Source organism: Ferrovibrio sp. GW821-FHT12F09, assembly GCF_058806775.1.
On the sequence record NZ_JBXAPZ010000003.1, the window covers coordinates 158,367 to 180,041 of the forward strand.

22 protein-coding genes are annotated in these 21,675 nt (G+C 63.5%); 17 read left to right on the forward strand and 5 right to left on the reverse strand.

The features are described from left to right. Positions 1 to 9 precede the first annotated feature (9 nt). Positions 10 to 1,098: a class I SAM-dependent methyltransferase gene (locus tag AC1ROB_RS20975; RefSeq protein ID WP_492973136.1), complete on the reverse strand. Its 1,089-nt coding sequence runs from the start codon at positions 1,096 to 1,098 to the stop codon at positions 10 to 12. A 7-nt stretch (positions 1,099 to 1,105) separates the two neighbouring features. Between AC1ROB_RS20975 and AC1ROB_RS20980 the strand changes: the two genes are divergently transcribed. After that, positions 1,106 to 1,381, forward strand: coding sequence for a GNAT family N-acetyltransferase (locus AC1ROB_RS20980; protein WP_492973135.1), 276 nt, complete (start codon positions 1,106 to 1,108; stop codon positions 1,379 to 1,381). A gap of 1 nt (position 1,382) precedes the next feature. On the opposite strand, the gene ruvX is transcribed toward AC1ROB_RS20980, so the two are convergent. Continuing rightward, positions 1,383 to 1,901 carry a Holliday junction resolvase RuvX gene (gene ruvX, locus AC1ROB_RS20985; RefSeq protein ID WP_492973134.1) on the reverse strand — a complete coding sequence of 173 codons (519 nt, stop codon included), beginning with the start codon at positions 1,899 to 1,901 and terminating at the stop codon, positions 1,383 to 1,385. A gap of 67 nt (positions 1,902 to 1,968) precedes the next feature. On the opposite strand from ruvX, the gene gatC reads away from it, so the two are divergent. From gatC to AC1ROB_RS21010, 5 genes are all read left to right on the forward strand, one after another. Further along, positions 1,969 to 2,256, forward strand: a complete 288-nt coding sequence (gene gatC, locus AC1ROB_RS20990; RefSeq protein WP_492973133.1) for an Asp-tRNA(Asn)/Glu-tRNA(Gln) amidotransferase subunit GatC — start codon at positions 1,969 to 1,971, stop codon at positions 2,254 to 2,256. Beyond that, a complete protein-coding gene (gatA, locus tag AC1ROB_RS20995; protein ID WP_492973132.1) occupies positions 2,256 to 3,734 on the forward strand; it encodes an Asp-tRNA(Asn)/Glu-tRNA(Gln) amidotransferase subunit GatA in 1,479 nt (492 codons plus the stop codon). The genes gatC and gatA overlap by 1 nt, the downstream gene beginning before the upstream one ends. 1 nt (position 3,735) lies before the next feature. After that, entirely contained in the window at positions 3,736 to 5,196 is a 1,461-nt protein-coding gene (gene gatB, locus AC1ROB_RS21000) for an Asp-tRNA(Asn)/Glu-tRNA(Gln) amidotransferase subunit GatB (RefSeq protein WP_492973131.1), read from the forward strand. 130 nt (positions 5,197 to 5,326) lie between these two features. Next, entirely contained in the window at positions 5,327 to 5,923 is a 597-nt protein-coding gene (locus AC1ROB_RS21005) for a DUF6655 family protein (RefSeq protein WP_492973130.1), read from the forward strand. 133 nt (positions 5,924 to 6,056) lie between these two features. Next, positions 6,057 to 7,523, forward strand: coding sequence for a hypothetical protein (locus AC1ROB_RS21010; RefSeq protein ID WP_492973129.1), 1,467 nt, complete (start codon positions 6,057 to 6,059; stop codon positions 7,521 to 7,523). A gap of 64 nt (positions 7,524 to 7,587) precedes the next feature. On the opposite strand, the gene AC1ROB_RS21015 is transcribed toward AC1ROB_RS21010, so the two are convergent. Beyond that, the gene (locus AC1ROB_RS21015) at positions 7,588 to 8,034 is read right to left on the reverse strand and encodes a CBS domain-containing protein (protein ID WP_492973128.1); all 447 of its coding nucleotides are present in this window, start codon (positions 8,032 to 8,034) and stop codon (positions 7,588 to 7,590) included. A 212-nt stretch (positions 8,035 to 8,246) separates the two neighbouring features. Between AC1ROB_RS21015 and AC1ROB_RS21020 the strand changes: the two genes are divergently transcribed. After that, positions 8,247 to 8,549 (forward strand): hypothetical protein, encoded by a 303-nt coding sequence (locus AC1ROB_RS21020; protein ID WP_492973127.1) that lies wholly within the window; start codon positions 8,247 to 8,249, stop codon positions 8,547 to 8,549. 50 nt (positions 8,550 to 8,599) lie between these two features. Next, on the forward strand, positions 8,600 to 8,995 hold the full coding sequence (locus AC1ROB_RS21025) for a hypothetical protein (RefSeq protein ID WP_492973126.1): 396 nt from the start codon (positions 8,600 to 8,602) through the stop codon (positions 8,993 to 8,995). Positions 8,996 to 9,005: 10 nt separating this feature from the next. On the opposite strand, the gene AC1ROB_RS21030 is transcribed toward AC1ROB_RS21025, so the two are convergent. Beyond that, positions 9,006 to 10,331, reverse strand: coding sequence for a flagellar hook-basal body complex protein (locus AC1ROB_RS21030; RefSeq protein WP_492973125.1), 1,326 nt, complete (start codon positions 10,329 to 10,331; stop codon positions 9,006 to 9,008). Between the two features lie 196 nt (positions 10,332 to 10,527). Here AC1ROB_RS21030 and AC1ROB_RS21035 point away from each other — a divergent pair, with 196 nt between their 5' ends. From AC1ROB_RS21035 to AC1ROB_RS21065, 7 genes are all read left to right on the forward strand, one after another. Beyond that, on the forward strand, positions 10,528 to 12,774 hold the full coding sequence (locus AC1ROB_RS21035) for a PAS domain-containing sensor histidine kinase (protein WP_492973124.1): 2,247 nt from the start codon (positions 10,528 to 10,530) through the stop codon (positions 12,772 to 12,774). A gap of 116 nt (positions 12,775 to 12,890) precedes the next feature. After that, positions 12,891 to 13,676, forward strand: a complete 786-nt coding sequence (locus AC1ROB_RS21040) for a protein-methionine-sulfoxide reductase heme-binding subunit MsrQ (RefSeq protein WP_493031543.1) — start codon at positions 12,891 to 12,893, stop codon at positions 13,674 to 13,676. Between the two features lie 16 nt (positions 13,677 to 13,692). Continuing rightward, positions 13,693 to 14,613 carry an NAD(P)-dependent oxidoreductase gene (locus tag AC1ROB_RS21045; RefSeq protein ID WP_492973122.1) on the forward strand — a complete coding sequence of 307 codons (921 nt, stop codon included), beginning with the start codon at positions 13,693 to 13,695 and terminating at the stop codon, positions 14,611 to 14,613. A gap of 1 nt (position 14,614) precedes the next feature. Beyond that, entirely contained in the window at positions 14,615 to 16,066 is a 1,452-nt protein-coding gene (locus AC1ROB_RS21050; protein ID WP_492973121.1) for an N-acyl-D-amino-acid deacylase family protein, read from the forward strand. After that, a complete protein-coding gene (locus tag AC1ROB_RS21055; RefSeq protein WP_492973120.1) occupies positions 16,066 to 17,085 on the forward strand; it encodes a DUF7482 domain-containing protein in 1,020 nt (339 codons plus the stop codon). The genes AC1ROB_RS21050 and AC1ROB_RS21055 overlap by 1 nt, the downstream gene beginning before the upstream one ends. A gap of 237 nt (positions 17,086 to 17,322) precedes the next feature. Further along, positions 17,323 to 19,434 carry an ATP-binding protein gene (locus tag AC1ROB_RS21060; protein ID WP_492973119.1) on the forward strand — a complete coding sequence of 704 codons (2,112 nt, stop codon included), beginning with the start codon at positions 17,323 to 17,325 and terminating at the stop codon, positions 19,432 to 19,434. 74 nt (positions 19,435 to 19,508) lie between these two features. Continuing rightward, complete coding sequence (locus tag AC1ROB_RS21065; protein WP_492973118.1) at positions 19,509 to 19,949, forward strand: hypothetical protein; 441 nt, start codon at positions 19,509 to 19,511, stop codon at positions 19,947 to 19,949. Between the two features lie 28 nt (positions 19,950 to 19,977). Here AC1ROB_RS21065 and AC1ROB_RS21070 read toward each other — a convergent pair whose 3' ends face one another. Beyond that, positions 19,978 to 20,811: a flagellin N-terminal helical domain-containing protein gene (locus AC1ROB_RS21070; protein ID WP_492973117.1), complete on the reverse strand. Its 834-nt coding sequence runs from the start codon at positions 20,809 to 20,811 to the stop codon at positions 19,978 to 19,980. Positions 20,812 to 21,017: 206 nt separating this feature from the next. On the opposite strand from AC1ROB_RS21070, the gene AC1ROB_RS21075 reads away from it, so the two are divergent. Together AC1ROB_RS21075 and AC1ROB_RS21080 are read left to right on the forward strand one after the other, a co-directional pair. Continuing rightward, positions 21,018 to 21,245: a hypothetical protein gene (locus AC1ROB_RS21075; RefSeq protein ID WP_492973116.1), complete on the forward strand. Its 228-nt coding sequence runs from the start codon at positions 21,018 to 21,020 to the stop codon at positions 21,243 to 21,245. Positions 21,246 to 21,426: 181 nt separating this feature from the next. Next, positions 21,427 to 21,648 carry a hypothetical protein gene (locus AC1ROB_RS21080; protein WP_492973114.1) on the forward strand — a complete coding sequence of 74 codons (222 nt, stop codon included), beginning with the start codon at positions 21,427 to 21,429 and terminating at the stop codon, positions 21,646 to 21,648. The last annotated feature ends 27 nt before the right edge of the window (positions 21,649 to 21,675 follow it).

The window sequence follows — 21,675 nt, forward strand, 5'->3', positions numbered from 1 at the left end:
TCGCGTCGGTCAGACGGCCGCAGGCTTTTCCGCGACCAGCACGATCCCGGCAACAGCCAGGTCCTGATCGCTGAAGGACGCAAACGGCTCTGCCAGTCTGGGCCTGATGGCGGCGACCGTGCGCAGGGCCTGATCACGCGCCACCTGCGGAATGTGCTCCCAGGGGCAGGCCGGGAATTCGCCATCCACGCCAGCCAGCCGCGTGATCCCCAGATGTCCCGGCCAGTTCCGGCTGGCCGCATGGGCACGATACTGCGGCAACAGAATGCGGTTGGGACGTCCGGTGTCCTTTGCCATCAGGGCATACAGCCCTGTCCTGATCGTCAGGAATGTCAGGGGATGGGCGCCGGCAAACATGCCGTGATCGCGAAAATCGATGCGATGCACAAGAATGCCGCCCGGCCGCAGACGGCCCCACATGGCATCCAGCGCCGACAACGGATCGTCCAGGTGTTCGAGCACGGCGCGCGAGATGACCGCATCGCAGGGTTCTGTTTCTGGTGTGAAATATCGTTCCGCCGGCATACCCGGCAGATAGGTGAAATTGCGGATCGTGCTTTCTGCCGGTGAACCACTGAAGAGATCGTTCAGGGCGAAGCGGCGTGCCAGGGCTTCGTAAATGACGGATTGCTGCTGCGGGTCGCGATAGGAGGTATATTTGTCGATAGCGACGACACGATCCGCGCCGTTTTTCAGGCAGAGCAGGGCCACGCCGAAGTTATCGCCGGGCCCGATCTCGACAATCCGTCCCGTCAGTGCCGGCCGGTTGGCGTATTGCAGGTAGTCGCGATAGACCCGTTCGATATAGGCAAGGGAATCGTCCAGCCGCAGAACGGCATGCCGCGAACCGGATGTCGTGGACAGAATGCCGCGCCGCAGACGGGACCGGCGGCGCCACCCGTCAAAAATGTAATAGGCGCATGCGAGCAGCATATTGGTCTTGAGAACTTTAACCAGCCAACCCCGCACTACCGATTCCCCTGATATTCCTTTTGCCGATCCCATGAACGGTTGCCGCCATCCTAGCCATGTTCCGGCTGCATTGCACCGTCGGCACCCATTGCCCAAGGCTTGATCTACGGGTTTTCCATACCACATTGAGGATATGGAAACTGCCGTCCGTGATAATCCCGCCCACAGCCGATACGAACTCGATGTCGACGGCCAGGTCGTCTTTGGCAATTACCGCCGGCAGGGCGATGTGCTGGCGATCACTCATGTGGAAGCGCCCGTGGAACTGCGTGGTACCGGTGCCGCCGGTCGCTTCATGCAGGGCCTGATGGAAGAAATGCGACAACAAGGCCAGAAGGTGTTGCCGCTCTGTGGCTATGCCAGCGCCTGGCTGCGCCGCCACCGCGAATTCAGCGATCTCGTCGTCTGATCTAGGCTGGTTGCTGCCGGACCCAGTCCAGATAGGACTGCAGGATGTAGCTGGCGGCCAGCTTGTCGACCAGCTCGGCGCGGCGCGCCCGGCTCAGGTCGGCTTCCTCGGTCATCATCCGCTGCACCGCCACCGTGCTAAGGCGCTCATCCCACAGCGCCACTGGCACCGGAATCTGCAGCGCGATGTTCCGGGCAAAGGCACGGGTGGCCTGGCAGCGCGGGCCTTCGGTGCCGTCCATATTGACCGGCAGGCCGAGCACCAGGGCGCCGACATTCTCCTTGGCAGCGATTCTGACCAGTTCGGCGGCATCCTGGGTGAATTTCTTGCGGGGCAGCGTCAGATAGGGGCTGGCGATATGATGGCCGGGATCCGACAGCGCCAGACCGATGGTTTTGGTGCCCAGATCGAAGCCGAGGTAACGGCGGCCGGATTCCAGCCGGATCGGGCCATCGGCAGGGCGGAACGGGGCCGGTTTCGGGGGAGCTTCGGAGGATGGTGCAGGGTTGCCGGTGGACATGCCGGATGATACTTTCCGCCGCCATTTCAAGGGGATTCTCCCCGGTACTATAGCGAACGGACCGCGCATGTCATTGGATAGAGCAGCCGTGGCGAAAATCGCCAAGCTGGCCCGCCTCAAGATGGAACCTGAACGGGCCGAGGCCCTGGCCTCGGAGCTGAACCGGATTCTGTCTTTCGTCGAGGAATTGCAGGCGGTGAATACCGACAATGTGGCCCCGATGACCTCGGTGGCGCCGATGAAGCTGCGCCATCGTGAGGACGCGGTGACCGACGGCGGCCAGCCGGAAGCCGTGCTGAAGAATGCCCCGCAGCGCCAGGGTGATTTCTACACTGTGCCGAAGGTGGTTGAGTAATGACCATCGATCCGGACAAGCTCACCATTGCCAGCGCCCTCGAAGGCCTAGCGAAGAAAGACTTCACCGCGGTCGAACTGACGCAGGCCAGCATCAAGGGCATGCAGGCGGCTAGGCCGCTGAATGCCATGATTACTGAAACGCCGGACAGGGCGCTGGAGATGGCGAAGGCTGCCGATGCCCGCCGGGCGAAGGGCGAGGCTGGCCTGCTGGAGGGTATTCCGCTCGCCATCAAGGATCTGTTTGCCACCAAGGGCGTGCTGACCACGGCGGCCAGCCATATCCTCAATGGCTTCCATCCGGAATATGAGTCCACCGCCACGGCCAATCTGTGGAAGGCCGGCGCGGTCATGCTGGGCAAGCTGAACCTCGACGAGTTCGCCATGGGCTCGTCGAACGAGACCAGCTATTACGGCCCGGTGGTCAATCCCTGGCGCGCCAAGGATGGCACCAAGCTCGTCCCCGGCGGCTCCTCGGGCGGTTCGGCCGCGGCCGTTTCCGCCGGCTTCGCGCTTGGCGCGACCGGCACCGATACCGGCGGTTCGATCCGCCAGCCGGCCTCTCTCTGCGGCATCACCGGCATCAAGCCGACCTATGGCCGCGTCTCGCGCTGGGGCATCGTCGCTTTCGCCTCCTCGCTCGACCAGGCCGGGCCGATGACCCGCACGGTGCGCGACAGCGCCCTGATGCTCCAGGCCATGGCCGGCTTCGACCCGAAAGACAGCACGTCTGTTGATCGGCCGGTGCCCGATTACGCCGCCAATCTGGAAGGTGGCGTGAAGGGCATGCGCATCGGCATTCCGCGCGAATACCGCATGGACGGCATGAACCCGGAGATCATGGCGCTGTGGGAGCAGGGCAAGCAGTGGCTGAAGGATGCCGGTGCCGAGATCATGGATATCAGCCTGCCGCATACCCATTATGCGCTGGCGACCTACTACATCGTCGCTCCGGCCGAGGCGTCGTCGAACCTGGCCCGCTATGACGGCGTACGCTTCGGCCTGCGTGTCCCGGGCAAGGACCTGACCGAGATGTACGAGAATACCCGCGGCGAAGGTTTTGGCCGTGAGGTGCAGCGCCGCATCATGATCGGCACCTATGTGCTGTCGGCCGGTTATTACGACGCCTATTACACCAAGGCGCAGAAGGTGCGCACGCTGATCAAGAAGGATTTCGAGCAGGCCTTCCAGCGCGTTGACGCCATCCTGACGCCGACCGCGCCGAATGCGGCATTCCCGATCGGTATGAAGAACGACGATCCGGTCACCATGTATCTGAACGACGTATTCACCGTGCCGACCAGCCTGGCGGGTCTGCCCGGCATGTCGGTGCCGGCCGGTCTGGCCAGCGATGGCCTGCCGCTTGGTCTGCAACTCATCGGAAAACCCTTTGAGGAGGCGCAGCTGCTGCGCGTCGGCCGCACGCTCGAAAAGGCCGCCAACTACACGGCGAAGCCTTTCCATTGGTGGGAGTCGTAAGATGGCTGAGAAGGATTATATCCAGGGCGCCACGGGTCCGTGGGAGATCGTGATTGGCATGGAAGTCCATGCCCAGGTCGCGTCGAAGTCGAAGCTGTTCTCCGGTGCCGATACGACATTCGGTGCCGAACCGAACCACCAGGTCAGTCTGGTGGATGCGGCGATGCCGGGCATGCTGCCGGTGATCAACGGATTCTGCGTCGAGCAGGCGGTGCGTACCGGTCTGGGCCTCAAGGCGCAGATCAACCTGCATTCGGTGTTCGACCGCAAGAACTACTTCTACGCCGATCTGCCACAGGGCTACCAGATCAGTCAGTATCTGCAGCCGATTGTGGGTGTGGGCAAGTTGCTGCTCGACATGCCCGATGGCTCGACCCGCGAGATCGGCATCACCCGTCTGCATCTGGAACAGGATGCCGGCAAGAGTCTGCATGACCAGAGCCCGCGCGAGAGCTTCATCGACCTGAACCGCTCAGGCGTCGCGCTGATGGAAATCGTCTCCGAGCCAGACATGCGGAACTCGGAAGAGGCGGGGCTGTACCTGAAGAAGCTGCGCACTATCGTGCGTTATCTCGGTACCTGCGACGGCAACATGGACGAAGGCTCGATGCGCGCCGACGTCAATGTCTCGGTGCGCAAGCCGGGCGGCCCGCTGGGTACGCGTTGCGAGATCAAGAACGTCAATTCCGTGCGTTTCGTGCAGCAGGCGATTGAGTATGAAGCCCGCCGCCAGATCGAAGTGCTGGAAGACGGCGGCAAGATCGCTCAGGAAACCCGCCTGTTCGACACCGGCAAGGGCGTGACGCGCTCCATGCGCTCGAAGGAAGAAGCGCATGACTATCGCTATTTCCCCGATCCCGATCTGCTGCCGCTGGAATTCGAACAGGGCTGGGTCGACGGCATCAAGGCGACGCTGCCGGAACTGCCCGACGAGAAGAAGGCGCGTTTCATCGACAAGCTTGGCCTCAGCCCCTATGACGCTTCCGTACTGGTTGCCGAAAAGGAGTCGGCCGACTTCTATGAGAAGGTGGCCAAGGGTCGCGACGGCAAGCTCTGCGCCAACTGGGTGATCGGCGACTATTTCGGTCTGCTGAACAAGTCGGGCCAGTCGATGGCCGACTTCGTCATCACTGCCGAGAAACTCGGCGGCCTGATCGACCTGATTGCCGATAACACCATCTCGACGCGTCTGGCCAAGGATGTCTTCGCCCTGATGGTCGAGACCGGTAAGGATGCACTGACCATCGTGGACGAGAAGGGCATGCGCCAGGTCACCGATACCGGCGCCATCGAGAAGGTGATCGATGAGGTGATGGCGGCCAACCAGGACAAGGTGGCCGAGTATCGTTCGGGCAAGGACAAGCTGTTCGGCTTCTTCGTCGGCCAGACCATGAAGCTATCGGGCGGCAAGGCCAATCCGGCGGCGGTGAACGAGTTGCTGAAGGCCAAGCTGGCGGGTTGATCCCTGTGACCACGTTGTGAATACAGAGCAATGGAAGGCCGGGGTGGTTTGACCCCGGCCTTTTTCTGACAGTTTCGCGGGATTATTTGCGGTTTGCTTCGTTGTGGTATCGCCCAGACGAGGAATCCTGATGATCCGACCTGTCCTGCTTTCTGCCGCCCTGTTGCTGTTGCTCACCTCTTGCTCCTCGCGGCGCGAGACCGAGCCACCGCGTTCGGCCACCGAGCAGTTGCTGTTCTCCACGGCTGCCGACCGCGCGGCCGACAAGCTGGCCTTCAATCTGCAGCCCGGCACCAGAGTGTTCGTCGATGCGGCCTATGTCGAAGGCATCGACAGCAAATATCTGCTGAGTTCGATCCGTGACCGCATCCTGCGCAAGGGCGGCGACCTGACGGACAAGAAGGAAGAGGCGGAGATTGTGATCGAGCCGCGTGTCGGCGCCATTTCGGTGGATGCCGACCGCACCCTGTTTGGCATCCCGGCAATCCCGGTCCCCATTGTGGGCTTGCAGGTTCCTGAGATTGCCCTGTTCAAGCGCAGCTATCAGCAGGGTGTGATCAAGGTGGCGGCGACATCCTACAACGCCAAGACCGGCATGCTGGTTCAGTCGCTCGATCCGGTCTACGGCTTCTCCAACCGCAAGGAGTGGGCCGCGTTGATCTTCTTTTCCTGGGGCAGCAACGATCTCATGCCCGAGCCGGCCAAGACGGAATGGATCAATCGCTGACGACATTACCCGTATTACACCTAATCAAAAACAGTCAGTAGTAGCATTCGGTTCTGTCATCCTGTCGGAGGGTTGCGCACCCGGTTAGCGCGGGCTAAGCCAGCTTACCTTGGGCTGAATTCCGCCATTTCCGATGTTCTGTGAGACCGAAGCTGAGACTTATGCCGATCCGGCGCGCGAGCTGCTGTTCCAGGTGGCGACCGCCTATCTGGAGCGTGTCGGGATCACCGCCACTGAGCTGGTCTTCAGCCCGGCGCAGCATCGCGCGCTGCTGAACGACGGCCCGCGTTTCCAGGAAATCCTGCAGCGCGTCGCGCTGCTGCAGGGCCAGCATACCAAGCGGCCGGTCTCGGAACGGATGAAGGAGCTGACGGCGATGGCCGAAAGCGCCATCCGTCGTGTCGAGGCGCAGGCTGCGGCGCTGCCCGACGGCATTGCCCTGCCGCAGGCGCTGCAGGCCGGATTGCTCAGCGGCAGCAACCTGGATGAATGGGTGCGCGGCGGCGTGGTGATGGCCCGGTTTCTGTCGGCCGATACAGACTGGCAGGTCCGTGCCGGCCTCTGCCTCGACCTGATCGAAGCCGATATCGGCAGCGAAGCCCATGCCATGGCCGACCAGACGCTGTCGGAAATCCTGCGCCTCAAACCGGCTGCCACGGCTCTGTTCGGTGATGCCAATCGTCGCCGCATGATCGAGCTGTGTCTGCGCCTGGCCGGCGGTGATGTGAAAACCGAAGCCCCGCCGATCCTGGAGCGTCTGCGCCAGGGCCTGGCTGGCGGCAGCCTGGAGCGCTGTCAGGCGGCGGTGCGTGGGCGCCTGGCCGAGATGCTGGGCGGTACTCTGCCGCTGTATCATCAGGATGCTTACGAGGAATTCACGGCGCTGCTCGGTCTGAAGAAGCGGATCATGGACCTGCCGATGCTGGCGGTCGATGAAGCGGTGTCGGCGACGCTGACGCGGCGCTTTACGCGCTTTGCCGCACCGGACCTGATGAACCCGCTGATTGGCCGCGATGCGGAATTCGCCCGTAAGCTTCTGACGCTGTTGCGCCTCTACAGTGAGATCGAGGAGGGCAATGCCCGCTTCGAGTTGCAGGGTATCATCAGTCACTACATGGAGCATCGCGAATTCACCACCAAGTTCATCGGCCCGCAATCGGGCAAGGATGATTTCGCCACGCTCTCGGCTGCCATCTCGACGGCGCTGCTGCAGGCCGAGATTCCGGAGCCGCGCAAAAGCCGCCTGCTGGACCTGTATCGCAACCAGCTTGGTAAGGTGGTCAAACCCAGCGGCCAGCGTGTCGCCCAGCGCGGCGTCGGCACCCCCCGGGACGCGGTCGTGATCAAGGCGCTCCGGGTGCCGCTGAAGAACTGGAGCCCGGTCGGCCTGCTGTTCGGACCATGCCCGGCCAGTATCCTTGCCAAGATCGCTGTGGGCGACAAGCTGCGCCTCGGCGTGGAAATCCGCGGCAGTCTGCTCAGCCTGGAATTCACCGCCGAGGCCGAGGTGCTGCGGGTGGCTGACGGCCTGATCGCGGCGCGCTACAGCTGCAGCGACGCCGCGATCACCCAGCGTATCCAGACGTATTTCGCGCCCTAGGCAGGGCGCCTGCTCCGATCCATTCGGACTGCCCGGGTCATGTGGTTCCGAGCAGGATGAGGTTTCAACGCATGCCGGCCAGGCTCTGGCCATGCTGGCCGCCGGGCTCCGACACCTTGCGCAGGGTTTCGACGGTATGGCGCGGCTGGGCCTCGATGGCCAGGTCGGCCAGCGATACGATGCCGACCAGACGCTTCTGCCGGCTCAGCACCGGCAGGCGCCGCACCTGGATATCGCCCATGTTTTTCGCCACATGCGCCAGGTCTTCATCCTCGAAGCAGTATTTCAGGTCCCGGGTCATCACCGCACTCACCTTGGTATCCGGGGGGCAGCTGCGGCCGACGCCGCGCAGGGCGATATCACGGTCGGTAATCATGCCAACCAGACGATCATTCTCGCCCACCGGCAAACTGCCGACATCCATTTCGGCCATGATCTGCGCCGCATCGGCGATCGACTGGTTGGGCGAGGCGATACGCACTTCGCGGCTCATGGCTTCGCTCACACGCATGATAGTCCTCCTTGAATCCATTTCACTCTGACTGCGGCGCAAAAAAACGCCGGGGACAGAGATGGGGGCGGATTCCAGCCCTGCAACCCGCATCGCCTGTTGCGAGGCTGCGGCCCGTCCGTGGTCACAGCACCCCTGCAGAATCCGGCACTGCCATGGAACAAACCGCGCTGCCGCCGTGTTTTCGCTCGTATCATCAACGGAGCGATGCCATGCCGCGCGGGGATAAATCCAGCTATACGGCCAAGCAGAAGCGCAAGGCCGCGCATATCGAAGAGGGGTATGAGAAGCAGGGCGTCGGCAAGGCGGAAGCCGAGCGTCGGGCCTGGGCGACGGTCAACCGGGAATCCGGCGGCGGCAACAAGTCAGGTTCCGGCCGGGGCAAGCCGGACAGCCATGCGAGTGCGCGCAAGGGCGGCCGGAAGGGCGGGGCGGCCGCAGCGGCGCGCCCCAAGGCCGCCGGGGTCGCATCGGCCAAGAAGGCAGCCGCCACCCGCCGTCGCCGTGCCGGCTGAGCCGGATCGTCCGCTCATGCTACACTCCATCCGAAGACTCGGGGTGCCGCATGAACCTGATGGAAGCGACCATTTTTGCCATTCTGATCAGCACGCCGGTGGTGGACCAGCCCCAGCCCAATCAACCGCCCGGCTTTGGCTGCCGCCTGACCGACGACCCCAAGCAGGCCTTGTGCAGCAACGATCTGGTGATCAAGGAATTTGAGGACGGCACGCTGGAATTCGGGTCCAGGTTCACGGTCAAAAAGAACCGCCGCCGCGAACTGGTCTTCTCCAATGGCGTGACGCATTACTTTGACAGCTTCGGGTGGCTGCAGTTTTCCAACGGCTATGCCGTCCGCCGCATGGAAGGCGATATCTTCAAGATGACGCAGCCGCGCGGTGGCCGCGACCTGCTCTGCCGTTACACCATTCAGAACAAACAGACGCGCTGTTCGCCCGGCTAAACCGGAGGGATCAACGTTTCATGTCGACGGCGCGCGATAGCATCGAGTCCGCGGCCGAGATCACCTGGCCATTCATCGAATAGGCCTGTTGCGCAACCATTAGCTTGGTCATCTGCTCGGCGATATCCACAGTGGACTGCTCCAGCGCGCCGGCAATTAGCTTGCCGACGCCGGTGGTGCCCAGCGGATCGCCCGGCTGGCCGTAGACGACAGCGCCAGAGACATTCCGGCCGGTGGCCAGAAATGCCGTCCCGTCGACGCGGTCAAGACGATCAGGTTCGGGGAAGTTGCCAAGCAGCAGCTGGCCGCCGAGCTGACTGCGGCCATTGCTGTAATTGTAGATGATATTGCCGTCGTCTTCGAAGGTCAGATAATCGAAGGTGCCGCCGAGCAGGCCGTTCTGGGTGATGATATTGTTCGAGGCTTCGGTGTTGTTGCTGGTGTATTGCGTCAGACTGCTGGTGGCGCTGACATCGAAGGCGGCGCCAAAGTCGCCCAGGTTGAGGGTGATCGCCTGCGGACCGGCGCCATAGTCGACGCTCAGCGCAACGGTGGCCGCGCCTGTGAGGTTGGTTACGGTCAGATTGGCGTCGGTCGTGGTCATGGTCTGCAACGTGCCATTGTTGAAGGTGACAGTGACCGGGCCGAAGGAATTCGGTGTGGCCTGCGTGGTGTTGATGTTCATGGTCCAGGTATCGGCTGCCGCCGACTTGTTCCAGATCACCTGGAAATTCTGTTCTTCGCTGTTTGCATCCACCACGCCGATGCCGGTGGTGATGGTCTTGCCGGGCAGGGCAGAGCCGGGCAGGTTGATCGTGTAATCCACAGTGCTGGTGGGAACGGCGGCAATATCGCCGGTGTCGACGATGAAATCCGCAGGCACCGTTCCACCGGCTTCGGCGGCGCGGAGATAGTAGCCGGCGGAATTGACCAGACGGTTCGATGAATCCATGCGGAAATCACCCAGCCGGGTGAAGTAGGTGGCGGTTTCGAAGGCCGTCGGTTCGCCGGTCAGGGGATCGATGCCGGTCGGCTTGGCCACCGGAATGAAGCCCTGGCCTGTGACCGCGATCGACGACGGGCTGGCATCGCGGATGATCGAGCCCTGCTTGCGGTTGGCGAAATCGGCCTTGGCCAGCACGCCCATATGACGGTTGGAGTCGATCACCGGGCTGTCGCCCAGCACCTTGTTGTTCACCAGGTCGGAAAAGTAGGTGTTGACCGTCTTGTAGCCGACCGTCGACGCATTGGCGACGTTGTCGGAGATATGGCCGATGGCGGTTGCCTGGGCGTTGATGCCCTGCACGGCAGTACCGAGTGCGCCAAAGAATGACATGATGGACTCCTGGTCCGGGTGGAATTCTCTCCCTGCGGTATAAGCAAGCCCCATGCCGTCCCGTCTCCAGGGCTATCCAACTGAAAACAAAAGGGTATTATCGAGGCCGCGGTTGGGGATGCTAGGCAATATTTGCCGGCTGGCTTTCCTGCCGCCGGCGTGATGGTCATAATATGCCGAGGATCGATCCACGCTGATGCTGCACACGCCATTCAATTCGCTTTTGCAAAATCCGGACGAACAACGCCTGTTCGCCCTGACCGGCGAATTTCGCGACCGCCGGGTTGAGCGTGCTTTTCGGGAGAGCCGCCTGGAGCCGGCGCGCAGCCTGCTTATGGCTTGTGGCCTGGCCGGGACCACTGTCTTCTTTCTGCTGATCGTGCGCGATTACCTGATGGTGGGCAGCGGGCTCACCTTCATGCTGCTGGCGGCAACGCGAATAGCCGGGTTGGTAATCGGTATTGCTTACCAGGTGGTGATCCGGCGGACCGCCAGTGTGATGACGATGGATGTTGTCGCCGGCGCCGGCATGGCATCGCTGACGATTCTGACCTTCATGACCTGGATGATCAGCCCGCCGACAACGCTGAATTCCGGCCCGTTGACCTTTGCCTACCTTCTGGTCTTTTTCCTGCTGATGCCGGTGATGTCGCGGCTGGTCGTCGCCAATGCGGTGTTGCTGTCGATCGGCACCCTGCTGATCGGGGCGACCTGGCTGCAGATGCGGGCCGACGGCCTTATCGTCCTGACGCTGTTTCTTCTCATCGGCAACGGCCTGGGTTTTGTTGGCATGCGCCAGTTCAAGCTGGAGCGACGCCGCAACTATTTGTCCAGCGAGGAGGCGCGGCGGGTCACCGAGGCCCTGACCCTGGCGCGACAGGAAGGTCGGCGCCGCAATGAATACCAGGCCTGGGCCCTCGACGCGCTGCAGGTCGGCGTCATCCTGTTCCACCCTGGCGGCATGATCCACACGATCAACCGCCGCGCCGCCGAACTGCTGGCTCTGCCACCCGGGATCATCAATCCTGGCGACAGTCATGAGGCCCTGATCCGCTTTCTGGTCGAGCGGCGCGATTTCGGCGATATGGAAATCAGCGATGTGCGCTACCACATCGACCGGCTGCTGCGTGGCGTCGGCAAGCTGGCGGCGATCCGCCATGCAGCGACCGGCAATGTCCTGGAGTTCACCCTCAACCGGCTGCCAGACCGTTCGGTGGCCGTCACCATCTTCGATGCCTCCGAGCGCTATGCGCTGCACCGGCGGCTGCGTCACGCGGTGGAGGTCGCCGGCGATGGTTTTGCCATCTACGATGCCAGCGACCGCATTTCGATCTGTTCGAGCCGGTTTGCGGCGCTCTACGGGCTGACGGCCGAACAGGCGATTGGCCAATCTTTCGCCGAGCTGATCGCCCGTAGTTACGAGCGCAATGTTTTCATGCCGGACGAACGCGAGCCGGGCAATACGGCAGGGGTCACTCATTCCCGGCGCAGTATCCCGGAACGCATGATCGAAATCCGCACCACCGCCGGTGAATGGTTCCTGGTGCATGAACGCCTGACGCCATCGGGCGATCTGGTGGTGGTGCGAACCAACATCACGGCGCGCCGCCGCATCGAAGACGAGTTGCGGCGGGCCAAGGAAGAGGCCGAGCGCGCCCTGGCGGATCTGCGCGGCGCCCAGGCCAGCCTGATCCTGGCCGAGAAAATGGCATCGCTGGGTTCGCTCGTCGCCGGCATGAGCCATGAGATTTCCACGCCGCTGGGCATCGGCGTATCGGCCGCGTCGCATCTGTCGGAGGAGGTGGAGCAACTGACCAACCACTTCCGCGAGGGGCAGCTGAAGCGCAGTGACATGGAGGATTTCCTCGAAACGGCCACCGAGGCAACCCGCATCATGCAGGGCAACCTGACCCGGGCGGCCCGCCTGATCCAGGCCTTCAAGCAGGTCTCGGCCGACCAGACCACCGACGAATTGCGTGACTTCGCCATTGGCGAATATCTGCAGGAGATCATGCTGAGCCTGCAGCCGGCGCTGCGTCACACGCCGCATAAGGTGAAGATCGTCTGCCCCGATGCCCTGCTGATCCGCAACCGGCCCGGCGCGCTCGGCCAGATCGTCACCAATCTGGTGATGAACGCCCTGCAGCATGGTTTCGAAGGCCGCGAACAGCCGGGCCTGCTGGAAATCGAGGTCAGCCGGCCGCGGCCGGGGCGTATCGTCATTGATTTCCGTGACAACGGCAAAGGCATCAGCACCGAAGACCTGCCGCGCGTCTTCGATCCTTTCTTCACCACCCGGCGCGGCACCGGCGGCACCGGTCTGGGTCTGCATATCGTCTATAATCTGGTCAGCCAGGTGCTCGGTGGCACCATCGCGGCCTCCAGCCGGATGGGCGAGGGCAGCCGCTTCACGATAAGTTTCCCGCAAGACGCCGCATCCTGAGATATATCGGCGTCATGAATACCGCCCAGCCCCTTAGCCGCCCGGCCACCCGGCGCCCTCTGAATATCTGGCCCTGGCAGGATAATGCCGGCCGCTTTTCCGTTCTGAAGACGATCTTGCTGGCACTGGTCGCACTGCCAGGCCTGTGGCTGCTCTGGCGTACGGCCCAGCAGGATCTCGGACCGCGGCCGCTCACCGAGCTGATCCTGCAGACCGGCACCTGGGGCATCCGCATCCTGCTGCTGTCGCTGGCGGTCACGCCGCTGCGCCAGCTGCTGCGCATGGGCCGGCTGGCCATGCTGCGCCGGCTGATCGGCGTCGCCGCCGGTCTGTATCTGCTGGCGCATTTCATCCTGTTCATGGCCAACTTGGCCTTCGACCTCGAGCGCATTGTCATCGAGATCGCCAAGGCCAACTACCTGATCATCGGCCTGGTCGGGCTGGTCATGCTGCTGCTGCTGCTGGCCACCTCCACCGATGGCATGCTGCGGCGCCTGGGCGGCCGACGCTGGCAGCGGCTGCATTATCTCGTCTATCCCGCCGCCATGCTGGGCGCCTGGCATTTCTTCCTGCAGGTGAAGGCGGATATTTTCGAGCCGCTGCTGCTGATCGGTTTCCTGACCTGGCTGTTGGGCTACCGGCTGTGGCGGCAAGTCCGTCCGCAGGGTGCGGCCCTGCCGCTCTGGGCTGCCGCGGTGCTCACCCTGTTCGCGGCCCTGTCCGTGATGGCGGGCGAGGCGGGCTATCTCGCCTGGAAGATTGGTCCGGCCGTGGTCCCGCGCGTGCTGGAGGCCAATCTGTCGATTGATACGGGTCTGCGGCCGGGAATATGGGTGCTGCTGGTGGCCGCAGGGGTGACACTGGCTGCGCTCGCCGCCACAATACGGGCTCGTCGTCCCTAAAAAAGCGAGAGCCCCCGTGCGTGCTGTTTTCGTCGATGCCAATGCCACCCTTGGCGATCTGGCCGAGCGCCTGCGTCTGCCCACCGATCCCGCCGTCACCGTCAACCGCAATGCCGATGTGAAGCCGGCTGACCTGCCGGCCGTGATCGGCGATGCCGGCGTCATCTGGGTCGACCATACGGCGCTGCCCACCGAGATCGCGAAACAGTGCAAGGGGCTTCGCCACGTTGTCTTCCTCGGCACCGGCGCGCGCAGCTATATGAATATCGAGGAACTGGCCGCCCTCGGCATTCAGGTGCATCTGATCAAGGGCTATGGCGATACCGCTGTGGCCGAATGTGCCTTCGCCCTGATGTGGACGGCGTCCAAGGGCTTCGCCCGCATGGACCGCGAGATGCGGGCCAGCAACTGGGTACGACTGGATGGCAAACAGCTCACCGGCAAGACCGTCGGCCTGGTCGGCTACGGCGGCATCGCAGCCGAGATGGCGCGGCTCTGCCTCGGCGCCGGCATGAAAGTGCTGGCCTGGAACCGCAGCAAGAAGGATGCGCCGGCCGGCGTCACCTTCACCGATCTCGATACGTTGCTGGCCCAGAGCGATGTGGTTTCGGTGCATCTGCTGCTCAACGACGAGACTCGCGGTTTCCTGTCGAAAGAGAAGCTGGCGAAACTGAAGCCCGGCGCCATCCTGATCAACACGGCGCGCGGCGCGGTGGTCGACGAGGCGGCGATGATCGAGGGGCTGAAGTCCGGCCATATCGGCCATGCCGGCCTCGATGTCTTCGATATCGAGCCGATGCCGGCCGGTCATGCGCTCACCACGCTGGAGAATGTGACGCTCTCGGCCCATTCCGCCTTCCGCACGCCGGAGGCCAGCGACAATCTCATCAATGCCGCGCTCGCCCACACGAGGCGCATCGCGACGGAGGGCAAGTAATATGACCGGCCGCTACGATCTCGCCATCCGCAATGCCCGCATCTATGACGGCAGCGGCGCGGCCGCCATCACCGGCGATGTCGGAGTCCGTGGCGACCGTATCGTCGCGGTTGGCGATCTGGGCGCGACGGCGGCTGACCGCGAGATCGATGCCAAAGGCCTGGCGCTGGCGCCGGGCTTCATCGATGCCCATACCCATGACGACGGTGCCGTGCTGCACGGTCCCGAATGCATGCATTGTAAACTGAGTCAGGGCGTCACCAGCGTCGTGGTCGGCAATTGCGGCATCAGCCTGGCACCGGCCACCATGACAAAGCGCCCGCCGCCGCCGCTCGATCTGGTCGGCACCGAAAGCGCCTGGGCTTTCCCCAGCTTCGGCGATTATGCGGAAGCGCTGCGCCGGACGCCGCCGGCCACCAATGTCTACGCGCTGGTCGGCCATATGTCGTTGCGCGTGGTGGCGATGGACCATGATGTGCAGCGCGCTGCCACCGACCGTGAAGCCGCAGTGATGCAGCAGCGGCTGGTGGAGTCGCTCGACCAGGGCGCCTCGGGCCTGTCGTCGGGCCTGTGGTATCCGCCGAGCCGCGCCGCGCCGACCTCGGAAGTGATCGCGGTGGCCGAAGGGCTGCGCTCGCGCGGCGGGCTGTATGTCACGCATATGCGCGACGAGGCCGATGGCGTCGTCGACAGCATCCAGGAGACGCTGAAGATCGGCCGCGACAGCGGCTCGGCCGTGGTCATCAGCCATCACAAATGCACCAATCCGGAGAATTTCGGCCGCTCGACCGAGACGCTGGCCCTGATCGACAGGGCGGCAAAGGAACAGACCGTCGATTTCGACGTCTATCCTTATGCGGCCAGTTCCACGGCGCTGCTGCCGGATCGCCTGCGCGACGACATGGCGGTACAGATCGCCTCGTCTGAATCCTATCCGGAAATGCGCGGCCGCATGCTGGCTGACATTGCCAGGGAATGGGGCACCGATATCGTCACGGCCGCCCATCGCCTGCTGCCGGCCGCCGCCATCTATTTCATGATGAACGAGGAAGACGTGCAGCGGATCATCGCGCATCCGCGCAGCATGATCGGTTCCGACGGCATCCCCAGCAACGACATGCCGCATCCGCGACTCTGGGGTACGTTCCCGCGCGTGCTGGGGCATTACAGTCGCGATCTCAAGCTGCTCAAGCTGGAGCAGGCCGTGCATAAAATGACCGGGCTCACCGCCCGCGTCTTCGGCATGCAGGATCGCGGCGCCATCCGGGAGGGCGCCTTTGCCGATCTGGTGCTGTTCGATCCGGAAACCGTGATCGACACGGCAACCTTCAGCAAGCCGATCCAGCCCGCGGCCGGCATCACGGAAGTCTGGGTCAATGGCGTGTCGAGCTATGTCGGCGGCCGGGGCGTCACCGGCGCGGCCCAGGGCCGGCTGATCACGCGGGCCCAGTGATGATGCGTCTGCTGGCCATCGCAGCCGTCCTGCTCGGCGGCAGCGCGATGGCCGCAGAACTGCCGCGCGACCGGATCGTGCTGGCCTCGGCGATCAGTGTCGATGCCGAAGCCAATACCGTCACGTTGCCACTGCATCGCGGCGAAGCCGGCGGCCGTGCGGTCTGGTATATCGTCACGGATTCTTCCGATGTGGCGGATGCGAAACAGCGCGGTGTGGTCCATGCGCCGTTGCTGGCCCATGCCGGCCATGTGCAGGCGGTGCGGCGACAGGACGATCGTGTGGTGTTTGCCGCAGCGCCCGATTTCGCGCTAGTACGCAGACTGGTGCCCGGGCCGGACGGTTTCCCGCCCGCCAGCGCCAGCCCCGGCGCCACGGCGCCCGCGGCTTATTCACCTTTCATCCGCATTGCCGGCGAGAGCGGGATTCTCAATGCGCCGATCATCGCCACCGGCGACGGCCCGTTCGACATGGCGACGCACACCAATACGGCCGACCGTGTGCTCGCCATCGACACGGAAAAGCGCACCGTCACGCTGCTGCTCAGTCACGGCTTCGCCGAAGGCCGTCGCGTGGTCTATATCAGCACCGAAGCATCGGACGCCGCCGCTGCCGTGCTGGAGCGCGCCATCCATGTGCCCGATCTGGGCGAAGGCAATGCCGATATCGGCCTGCTGGTTTTCGTGCAGGGCGAGCGCCAGGGCCTGCAGCATCTGCTGCGTGACAGCCACGCCACGGCCGAGGCCACGATGGCGACAGCGGCGCAGACCGCCAGCCCGCGCAATATCCTGACGGCGTTTCCCACCGGCAGGACGGCACGCGGCTATTCGCCGCTGTGGAGCGTCACCCCGATGCGCTGGACCGCAGAGCCAGGCCCGGCGCAGACCGCCCAGGCCGATATCTACGGGCTGGCCACAGCCGGCAGGATCGCCGGCGCCGATGGCCGCCAGCCGCTGCAGCCCGCCGGCTTTGTGGTCAACTGCCCGGTGATCGCCTGGCTGGATGCGGCGCCGGAATAAGCTCTCGGGCCTGCTCTGTATGCTGATGGGGCGCAGGACGCGATTGCGCCGTTGATTCGCAGATTGCTGATCGCAGACGCCGTCTTCCGGGCTGACGGTCCTATGAAGTGCGCATCTGCCACCATACTCCCTTGAAAGTAGGCGCAAGCGGCCAGTTACCCACAGTTCCTGCTACGAATGTCTTGGTATGTCAAACAAGCCTTGGCAGTGGAAAAAGCCCCGCACTAGAGTCTGGTCATGGGGACACTGCAGGACCGGCAGGTAAGAGTAAAACGCGCGTCGATGCGGCGGCAGTCGCTGACGCTGCCCATTGTCCTGTTCCTGCTTCTGGCCTGCCTGGTCCCGGTCGGCTTCGTGACCTGGCATGCCTGGCAATCGCGGTCCGCCGCACTGGTCCAGGGTTTCGCCCAGGCCGAGGATCTGGTGCTGGCGCTGAGCCAGCATGCAGCGCGCACCTTCGCCGAGCCCAACCTGATCCTGCTCGATGCCATCGAGCATGTGGAGAACGACGGCACCGGTCCGGCGGCGCTGCTACGCCTGCACAATATCCTCGTCAATCATGTGAAAGCCTCGCGCGTCATCCGCGAGATCGGCATTCTCGACGAACAGGGTTACTGGCGTACCTCCTCGTTGCCGCAGCGGCCGACCCACAGCAACGGCGACCGCGACTATTTCATCCATCATCGCGACAATCCGAGCGATGGCCTGCGCATCAATCTGCCGTTGCTGAGCCGCATCACCGGCACATGGACCATCCTGGTGACCCGGCGCATCGACCGGCCCGATGGCAGTTTCGGCGGCGTGGCCCTGGCATCGATCAGCACCGAATATTTCCAGTCGTTTTACGACACCCTGAACGTCGGGGCCCAGGGCCATGTTGCGCTGTATCGCGACGATGCACGGCTGCTGGTGCGCCGGCCCTTCGTTGAAGGGCACCTGGACACCAATCTGTCGGTGGCCTTCATGGAGGCGACAAAAAATCAGCCGACCGGCCGTTATCACGGACCCTCGATTTACGACGGCCAGATTCGTCTGGCCGCCTGGCGCAAGCTGGATGATTTCCCGCTGATCATGACGGTCGGTCGCGCTGAAGCCGATGTACTGGCGACTTGGCGCAGCTCGGTCATCCTCGATCTGACAGTGGCGCTGGCGGCCTCCTTTGTCATTATCGTGTTCGGCATATTATCGCTTGTCCTGCTGCAGCGGCGCATCCGGGCCGAACGCGCGGCGGCGGAAGCGGCGCACCAGTTTGAACTGATTGCCGAAGCCGCCACGGATGTCATCATCCGCATGACCCCCGAAGGCCGCCGGCTGTACATATCGCCGGCCTGCCGCGATGTGTTGGGGTATGAGCCGGGCGAATTGCTGGATGGCGACATGATGAAGGTGGTTCACCCGGATGATCGTGTCATCATGCAGCATGCACTGAGGGTGCTGAACGAGGGCACCGAGCGCACCACGGTGATCTATCGCGGCCGCCACAAGAATGGCCATTATGTCTGGCTGGAAGGCGCCTTCCGCATGATCCGCGACCGCAGGGGCGGCGCCCATGAAATCATCGGCAGCACGCGCGACATCAGCAGCCGCAAGGTTTCCGAACTGCAGCTGGCGCGCGCCAAGGAGGCCGCCGAACTGGCCAGCCGGGCGAAATCGAATTTCCTGTCCGGCATGAGCCACGAATTGCGCACGCCGCTGAATGCCATCATCGGATTCTCCGAACTGATGGACCGCCAGATGTTCGGCCCGCTGGGCAATGCGCGCTACCAGGCCTATGTCAGCGATATCAAGGTCAGCGGCGAGCATCTGCTGCAGCTGATCAACGATATTCTCGATCATGCCAAGATCGAGGCCGGCCAGCTGGATATGCACGAAGACAGCATCGATATGGCCGAAGCGATCGGTTTCGCCGTGCACATGCTGGTGCTGGAGGCGGAAAAGGCGGCGCTGACTGTGACCACGGCCGTCGCGCCGGGCATCCGCATCCTGGGCGACGAGCGGCGCATCCGGCAGATCATGCTGAACCTGCTGAGCAATGCGATCAAATACACCCCGGCCGGCGGGCGCATCCATATTGCTGCCGCCTTCAGTCCGGCCGACGATCTGGTGCTTTCGGTGGCCGATACCGGCATCGGCATTGCCGAGCCGGACCTGCATCTGATGCTGCAGCCCTTCACCCAGATCGACAATGAAAGCAATCGCAATCGCCAGGGCACCGGCCTGGGTCTGACCCTGACCAAGCAGCTCACCGAACTGCATGACGGCTGGCTAACCCTGGAAAGTCAGCCCGGCATCGGCACCACGGTCCGTGTTCATCTGCCGGCAGCGCGGGTGCTGGCGCGACCGGCCTGACATCGCCGTCCCGCCGCCACAATTCCGGCTCAAAGCCATGCTTCGTTGAGACAGGTTCCGTCCGGAGGTCCGCCATGATCCGCCCGCTCGTCAGCGCTGCCGTAATCTCTATCCTTCTGCTGGGGTCTTCCGCCTGGGCCGATCAGCCCGGCAAGGGGCGCGGCAAGCATGACCGCGATCGCGGCGGTGACAGCGTCAGCATCAATATCAGCATCGACACCGGCGACCGCACGGTGATCCGGGATTATTACGGCGGCATCGCCGCGCGTGGTCATTGCCCGCCGGGGCTGGCGAAAAAGCACAATGGCTGCATGCCGCCGGGCCAGGCCAAGAAATGGGCCAAGGGCCGCCGGCTGGGACCGGAGGTGGTGTTCTATGATCTGCCGCCCGATCTCTACGGCCGCCTGCATGTGCCGGCCGGCCATCGCTACGTCCGGGTTGGCGCCGATATCCTGATGATCGCGGTCGGCACCGGCATGGTGATCGATGCGGTGGAAGATTTGATGCGGATGTGAGATCCGTGCCGGCCGCCGGCGCTTTGGATCAGTTGGCGCTGCTGCGATACAGCAGCAGCAGGGTGATCGGCCGGCTGTTGGAAATGCTGAGCGCGCTGACCGAGAGGTCCTTCTGCACCTGCAGCGACGCGAGCAGCGCGGCATTGACGCTCACATCGCTGTCGACCAGGGCGCCGAGGCCGTTCTTCATGGCATCGACCACGCTGTCGTTGAAGCCCATCTGCGTGGCCATCTCGCGGCGTGCGGCGGCGAAATCCGCCGTGCTGGCATCCACCTTGGCCTGCAGCGGATCGAGCAGGGCATAGGCGGCGGTTGCTGTGGCGGTATCGGTGATGGCGGTGATGGCAGTGCCGAGATCGGTATATTCCGGATCCATGTCGAAGGCCGGCACCGTGATGGAATTGCCGGTGACATCGGCGACGAAATCCACGGGCGTCGAGCCGGTGATCGTCTGGTTGCGGCCGTTATAGATCGCCACCTTGCTGGTATCGGCGATCTGCCGGTGCAGGGCCTGGGCGTCGTTGGTGTAGATTGCCAACTGCTGCGTATTGAGCGAGCCATCGGAAGCCTTGACCAGCGTCGAGCGCAGCAAACCGATCACATTGCTGATGCCGGTGAAGGCAGCCAGCGTCACATCCACCAGGCCAAGACCCTGCTGCAGCGACGATTGCACGGCGGCATGGGCCTTGAAGTTGCTGCGGATGCCCTGGGCCACCGCGAAGACGGAGGCGTCGTCGAAGGCATCGGCGACCCGGTAGCCGGTTTCCAGCTGCTTGGAATTGGTGGTGATCTTGTGGTCGATCTGGCGCAGGGCGGCAACGGCCCCCATTGCACCGGCATTGGTGTTGACTGACGACACCATGGTTTTTAGCTCCCAAGGCTTAACACGCCCTGTTCCCCCGCGGCCCCCTGTGGCCGGCTGCACCGGTTCTGATGCAGCAGCACCGCGTTTACCTTATGTTAATACAACCCACAAGACGATTCGCGGTTAATGGCGCGAATCGCTGTGCATATGCAGTCTGTTATAGTTAACGGCAGGCAGCGGGCCGACGTCGGGGAGGATGCGCCGTGGCGAAAGTTCTAATGGCAGTTGCGGGTTTGGCCGGCGTCCTGGCCGGCTGTGCGGGTCAGCAGTCGCCGCCGCAGATCGATACGCGGCTGACGCCGGACGAGCGTCGGGCGCGGGCCATGTGCGAGGATATGATCGCCGACGACGTGCGGCGCCAGGCCGGCGAAACCATGATCGACCAGTGTGTGGCGGCGCGCCTGCGAGAGATCAGGGCGGGACTGAAGTAGGGGGTGAAGAACCTGGGACCCGCTGATGAAGAGTCAGCTGCTCTACCAACTGAGTTATGCGGCATCCCAATCGTAATATTCAAAACCGCGAGTTGCTCGGTCTTGTGCGAGTCGCGGTTGCAATCGAGGCAAGGCTCGGCTTTACTCATCCGTAAGCTGATTTCCTGCCCCAGAGAGCGCCATGACCCTGCCGCAGACCGAAATGAAAGGGGGAGTCCGGTTTTTCCCCCGTGGCACCGATATCGTGGTGCTGCAGTGGTGCACGGCGCGCGGCCTGACCCTGGATACGCTGGGCACCAAGATCGGCGTGCCGCGGGTCAACCTCAGTCTCATGCTCAAGGGCGTCGACCCGGTGCCGATCACGGCCGAGCGCAAGTTGCGCGAATTCATGAGCGCAAACTAACTCAAAAAAACAATCAATTATAACTGT

Excerpts from the sequence above, each read along its gene's own strand:
- AC1ROB_RS21030 (WP_492973125.1), bottom strand. The coding sequence starts at position 10,331 with ATGTCATTCTTTGGCGCACTCGGTACTGCCGTGCAGGGCATCAACGCC.
- AC1ROB_RS21080 (WP_492973114.1), top strand. The coding sequence starts at position 21,427 with ATGACCCTGCCGCAGACCGAAATGAAAGGGGGAGTCCGGTTTTTCCCC.
- AC1ROB_RS21025 (WP_492973126.1), top strand. The coding sequence starts at position 8,600 with ATGAACCTGATGGAAGCGACCATTTTTGCCATTCTGATCAGCACGCCG.
- AC1ROB_RS21015 (WP_492973128.1), bottom strand. The coding sequence starts at position 8,034 with ATGCGTGTGAGCGAAGCCATGAGCCGCGAAGTGCGTATCGCCTCGCCC.
- AC1ROB_RS21070 (WP_492973117.1), bottom strand. The coding sequence starts at position 20,811 with ATGGTGTCGTCAGTCAACACCAATGCCGGTGCAATGGGGGCCGTTGCC.
- ruvX (WP_492973134.1), bottom strand. The coding sequence starts at position 1,901 with ATGTCCACCGGCAACCCTGCACCATCCTCCGAAGCTCCCCCGAAACCG.
- AC1ROB_RS21020 (WP_492973127.1), top strand. The coding sequence starts at position 8,247 with ATGCCGCGCGGGGATAAATCCAGCTATACGGCCAAGCAGAAGCGCAAG.
- AC1ROB_RS21050 (WP_492973121.1), top strand. The coding sequence starts at position 14,615 with ATGACCGGCCGCTACGATCTCGCCATCCGCAATGCCCGCATCTATGAC.
- AC1ROB_RS21035 (WP_492973124.1), top strand. The coding sequence starts at position 10,528 with ATGCTGCACACGCCATTCAATTCGCTTTTGCAAAATCCGGACGAACAA.
- AC1ROB_RS21060 (WP_492973119.1), top strand. The coding sequence starts at position 17,323 with ATGGGGACACTGCAGGACCGGCAGGTAAGAGTAAAACGCGCGTCGATG.
- gatB (WP_492973131.1), top strand. The coding sequence starts at position 3,736 with ATGGCTGAGAAGGATTATATCCAGGGCGCCACGGGTCCGTGGGAGATC.
- AC1ROB_RS21055 (WP_492973120.1), top strand. The coding sequence starts at position 16,066 with ATGATGCGTCTGCTGGCCATCGCAGCCGTCCTGCTCGGCGGCAGCGCG.
- AC1ROB_RS20975 (WP_492973136.1), bottom strand. The coding sequence starts at position 1,098 with ATGTGGTATGGAAAACCCGTAGATCAAGCCTTGGGCAATGGGTGCCGA.
- gatA (WP_492973132.1), top strand. The coding sequence starts at position 2,256 with ATGACCATCGATCCGGACAAGCTCACCATTGCCAGCGCCCTCGAAGGC.
- AC1ROB_RS21005 (WP_492973130.1), top strand. The coding sequence starts at position 5,327 with ATGATCCGACCTGTCCTGCTTTCTGCCGCCCTGTTGCTGTTGCTCACC.
- AC1ROB_RS21010 (WP_492973129.1), top strand. The coding sequence starts at position 6,057 with ATGTTCTGTGAGACCGAAGCTGAGACTTATGCCGATCCGGCGCGCGAG.
- AC1ROB_RS21065 (WP_492973118.1), top strand. The coding sequence starts at position 19,509 with ATGATCCGCCCGCTCGTCAGCGCTGCCGTAATCTCTATCCTTCTGCTG.
- gatC (WP_492973133.1), top strand. The coding sequence starts at position 1,969 with ATGTCATTGGATAGAGCAGCCGTGGCGAAAATCGCCAAGCTGGCCCGC.
- AC1ROB_RS20980 (WP_492973135.1), top strand. The coding sequence starts at position 1,106 with ATGGAAACTGCCGTCCGTGATAATCCCGCCCACAGCCGATACGAACTC.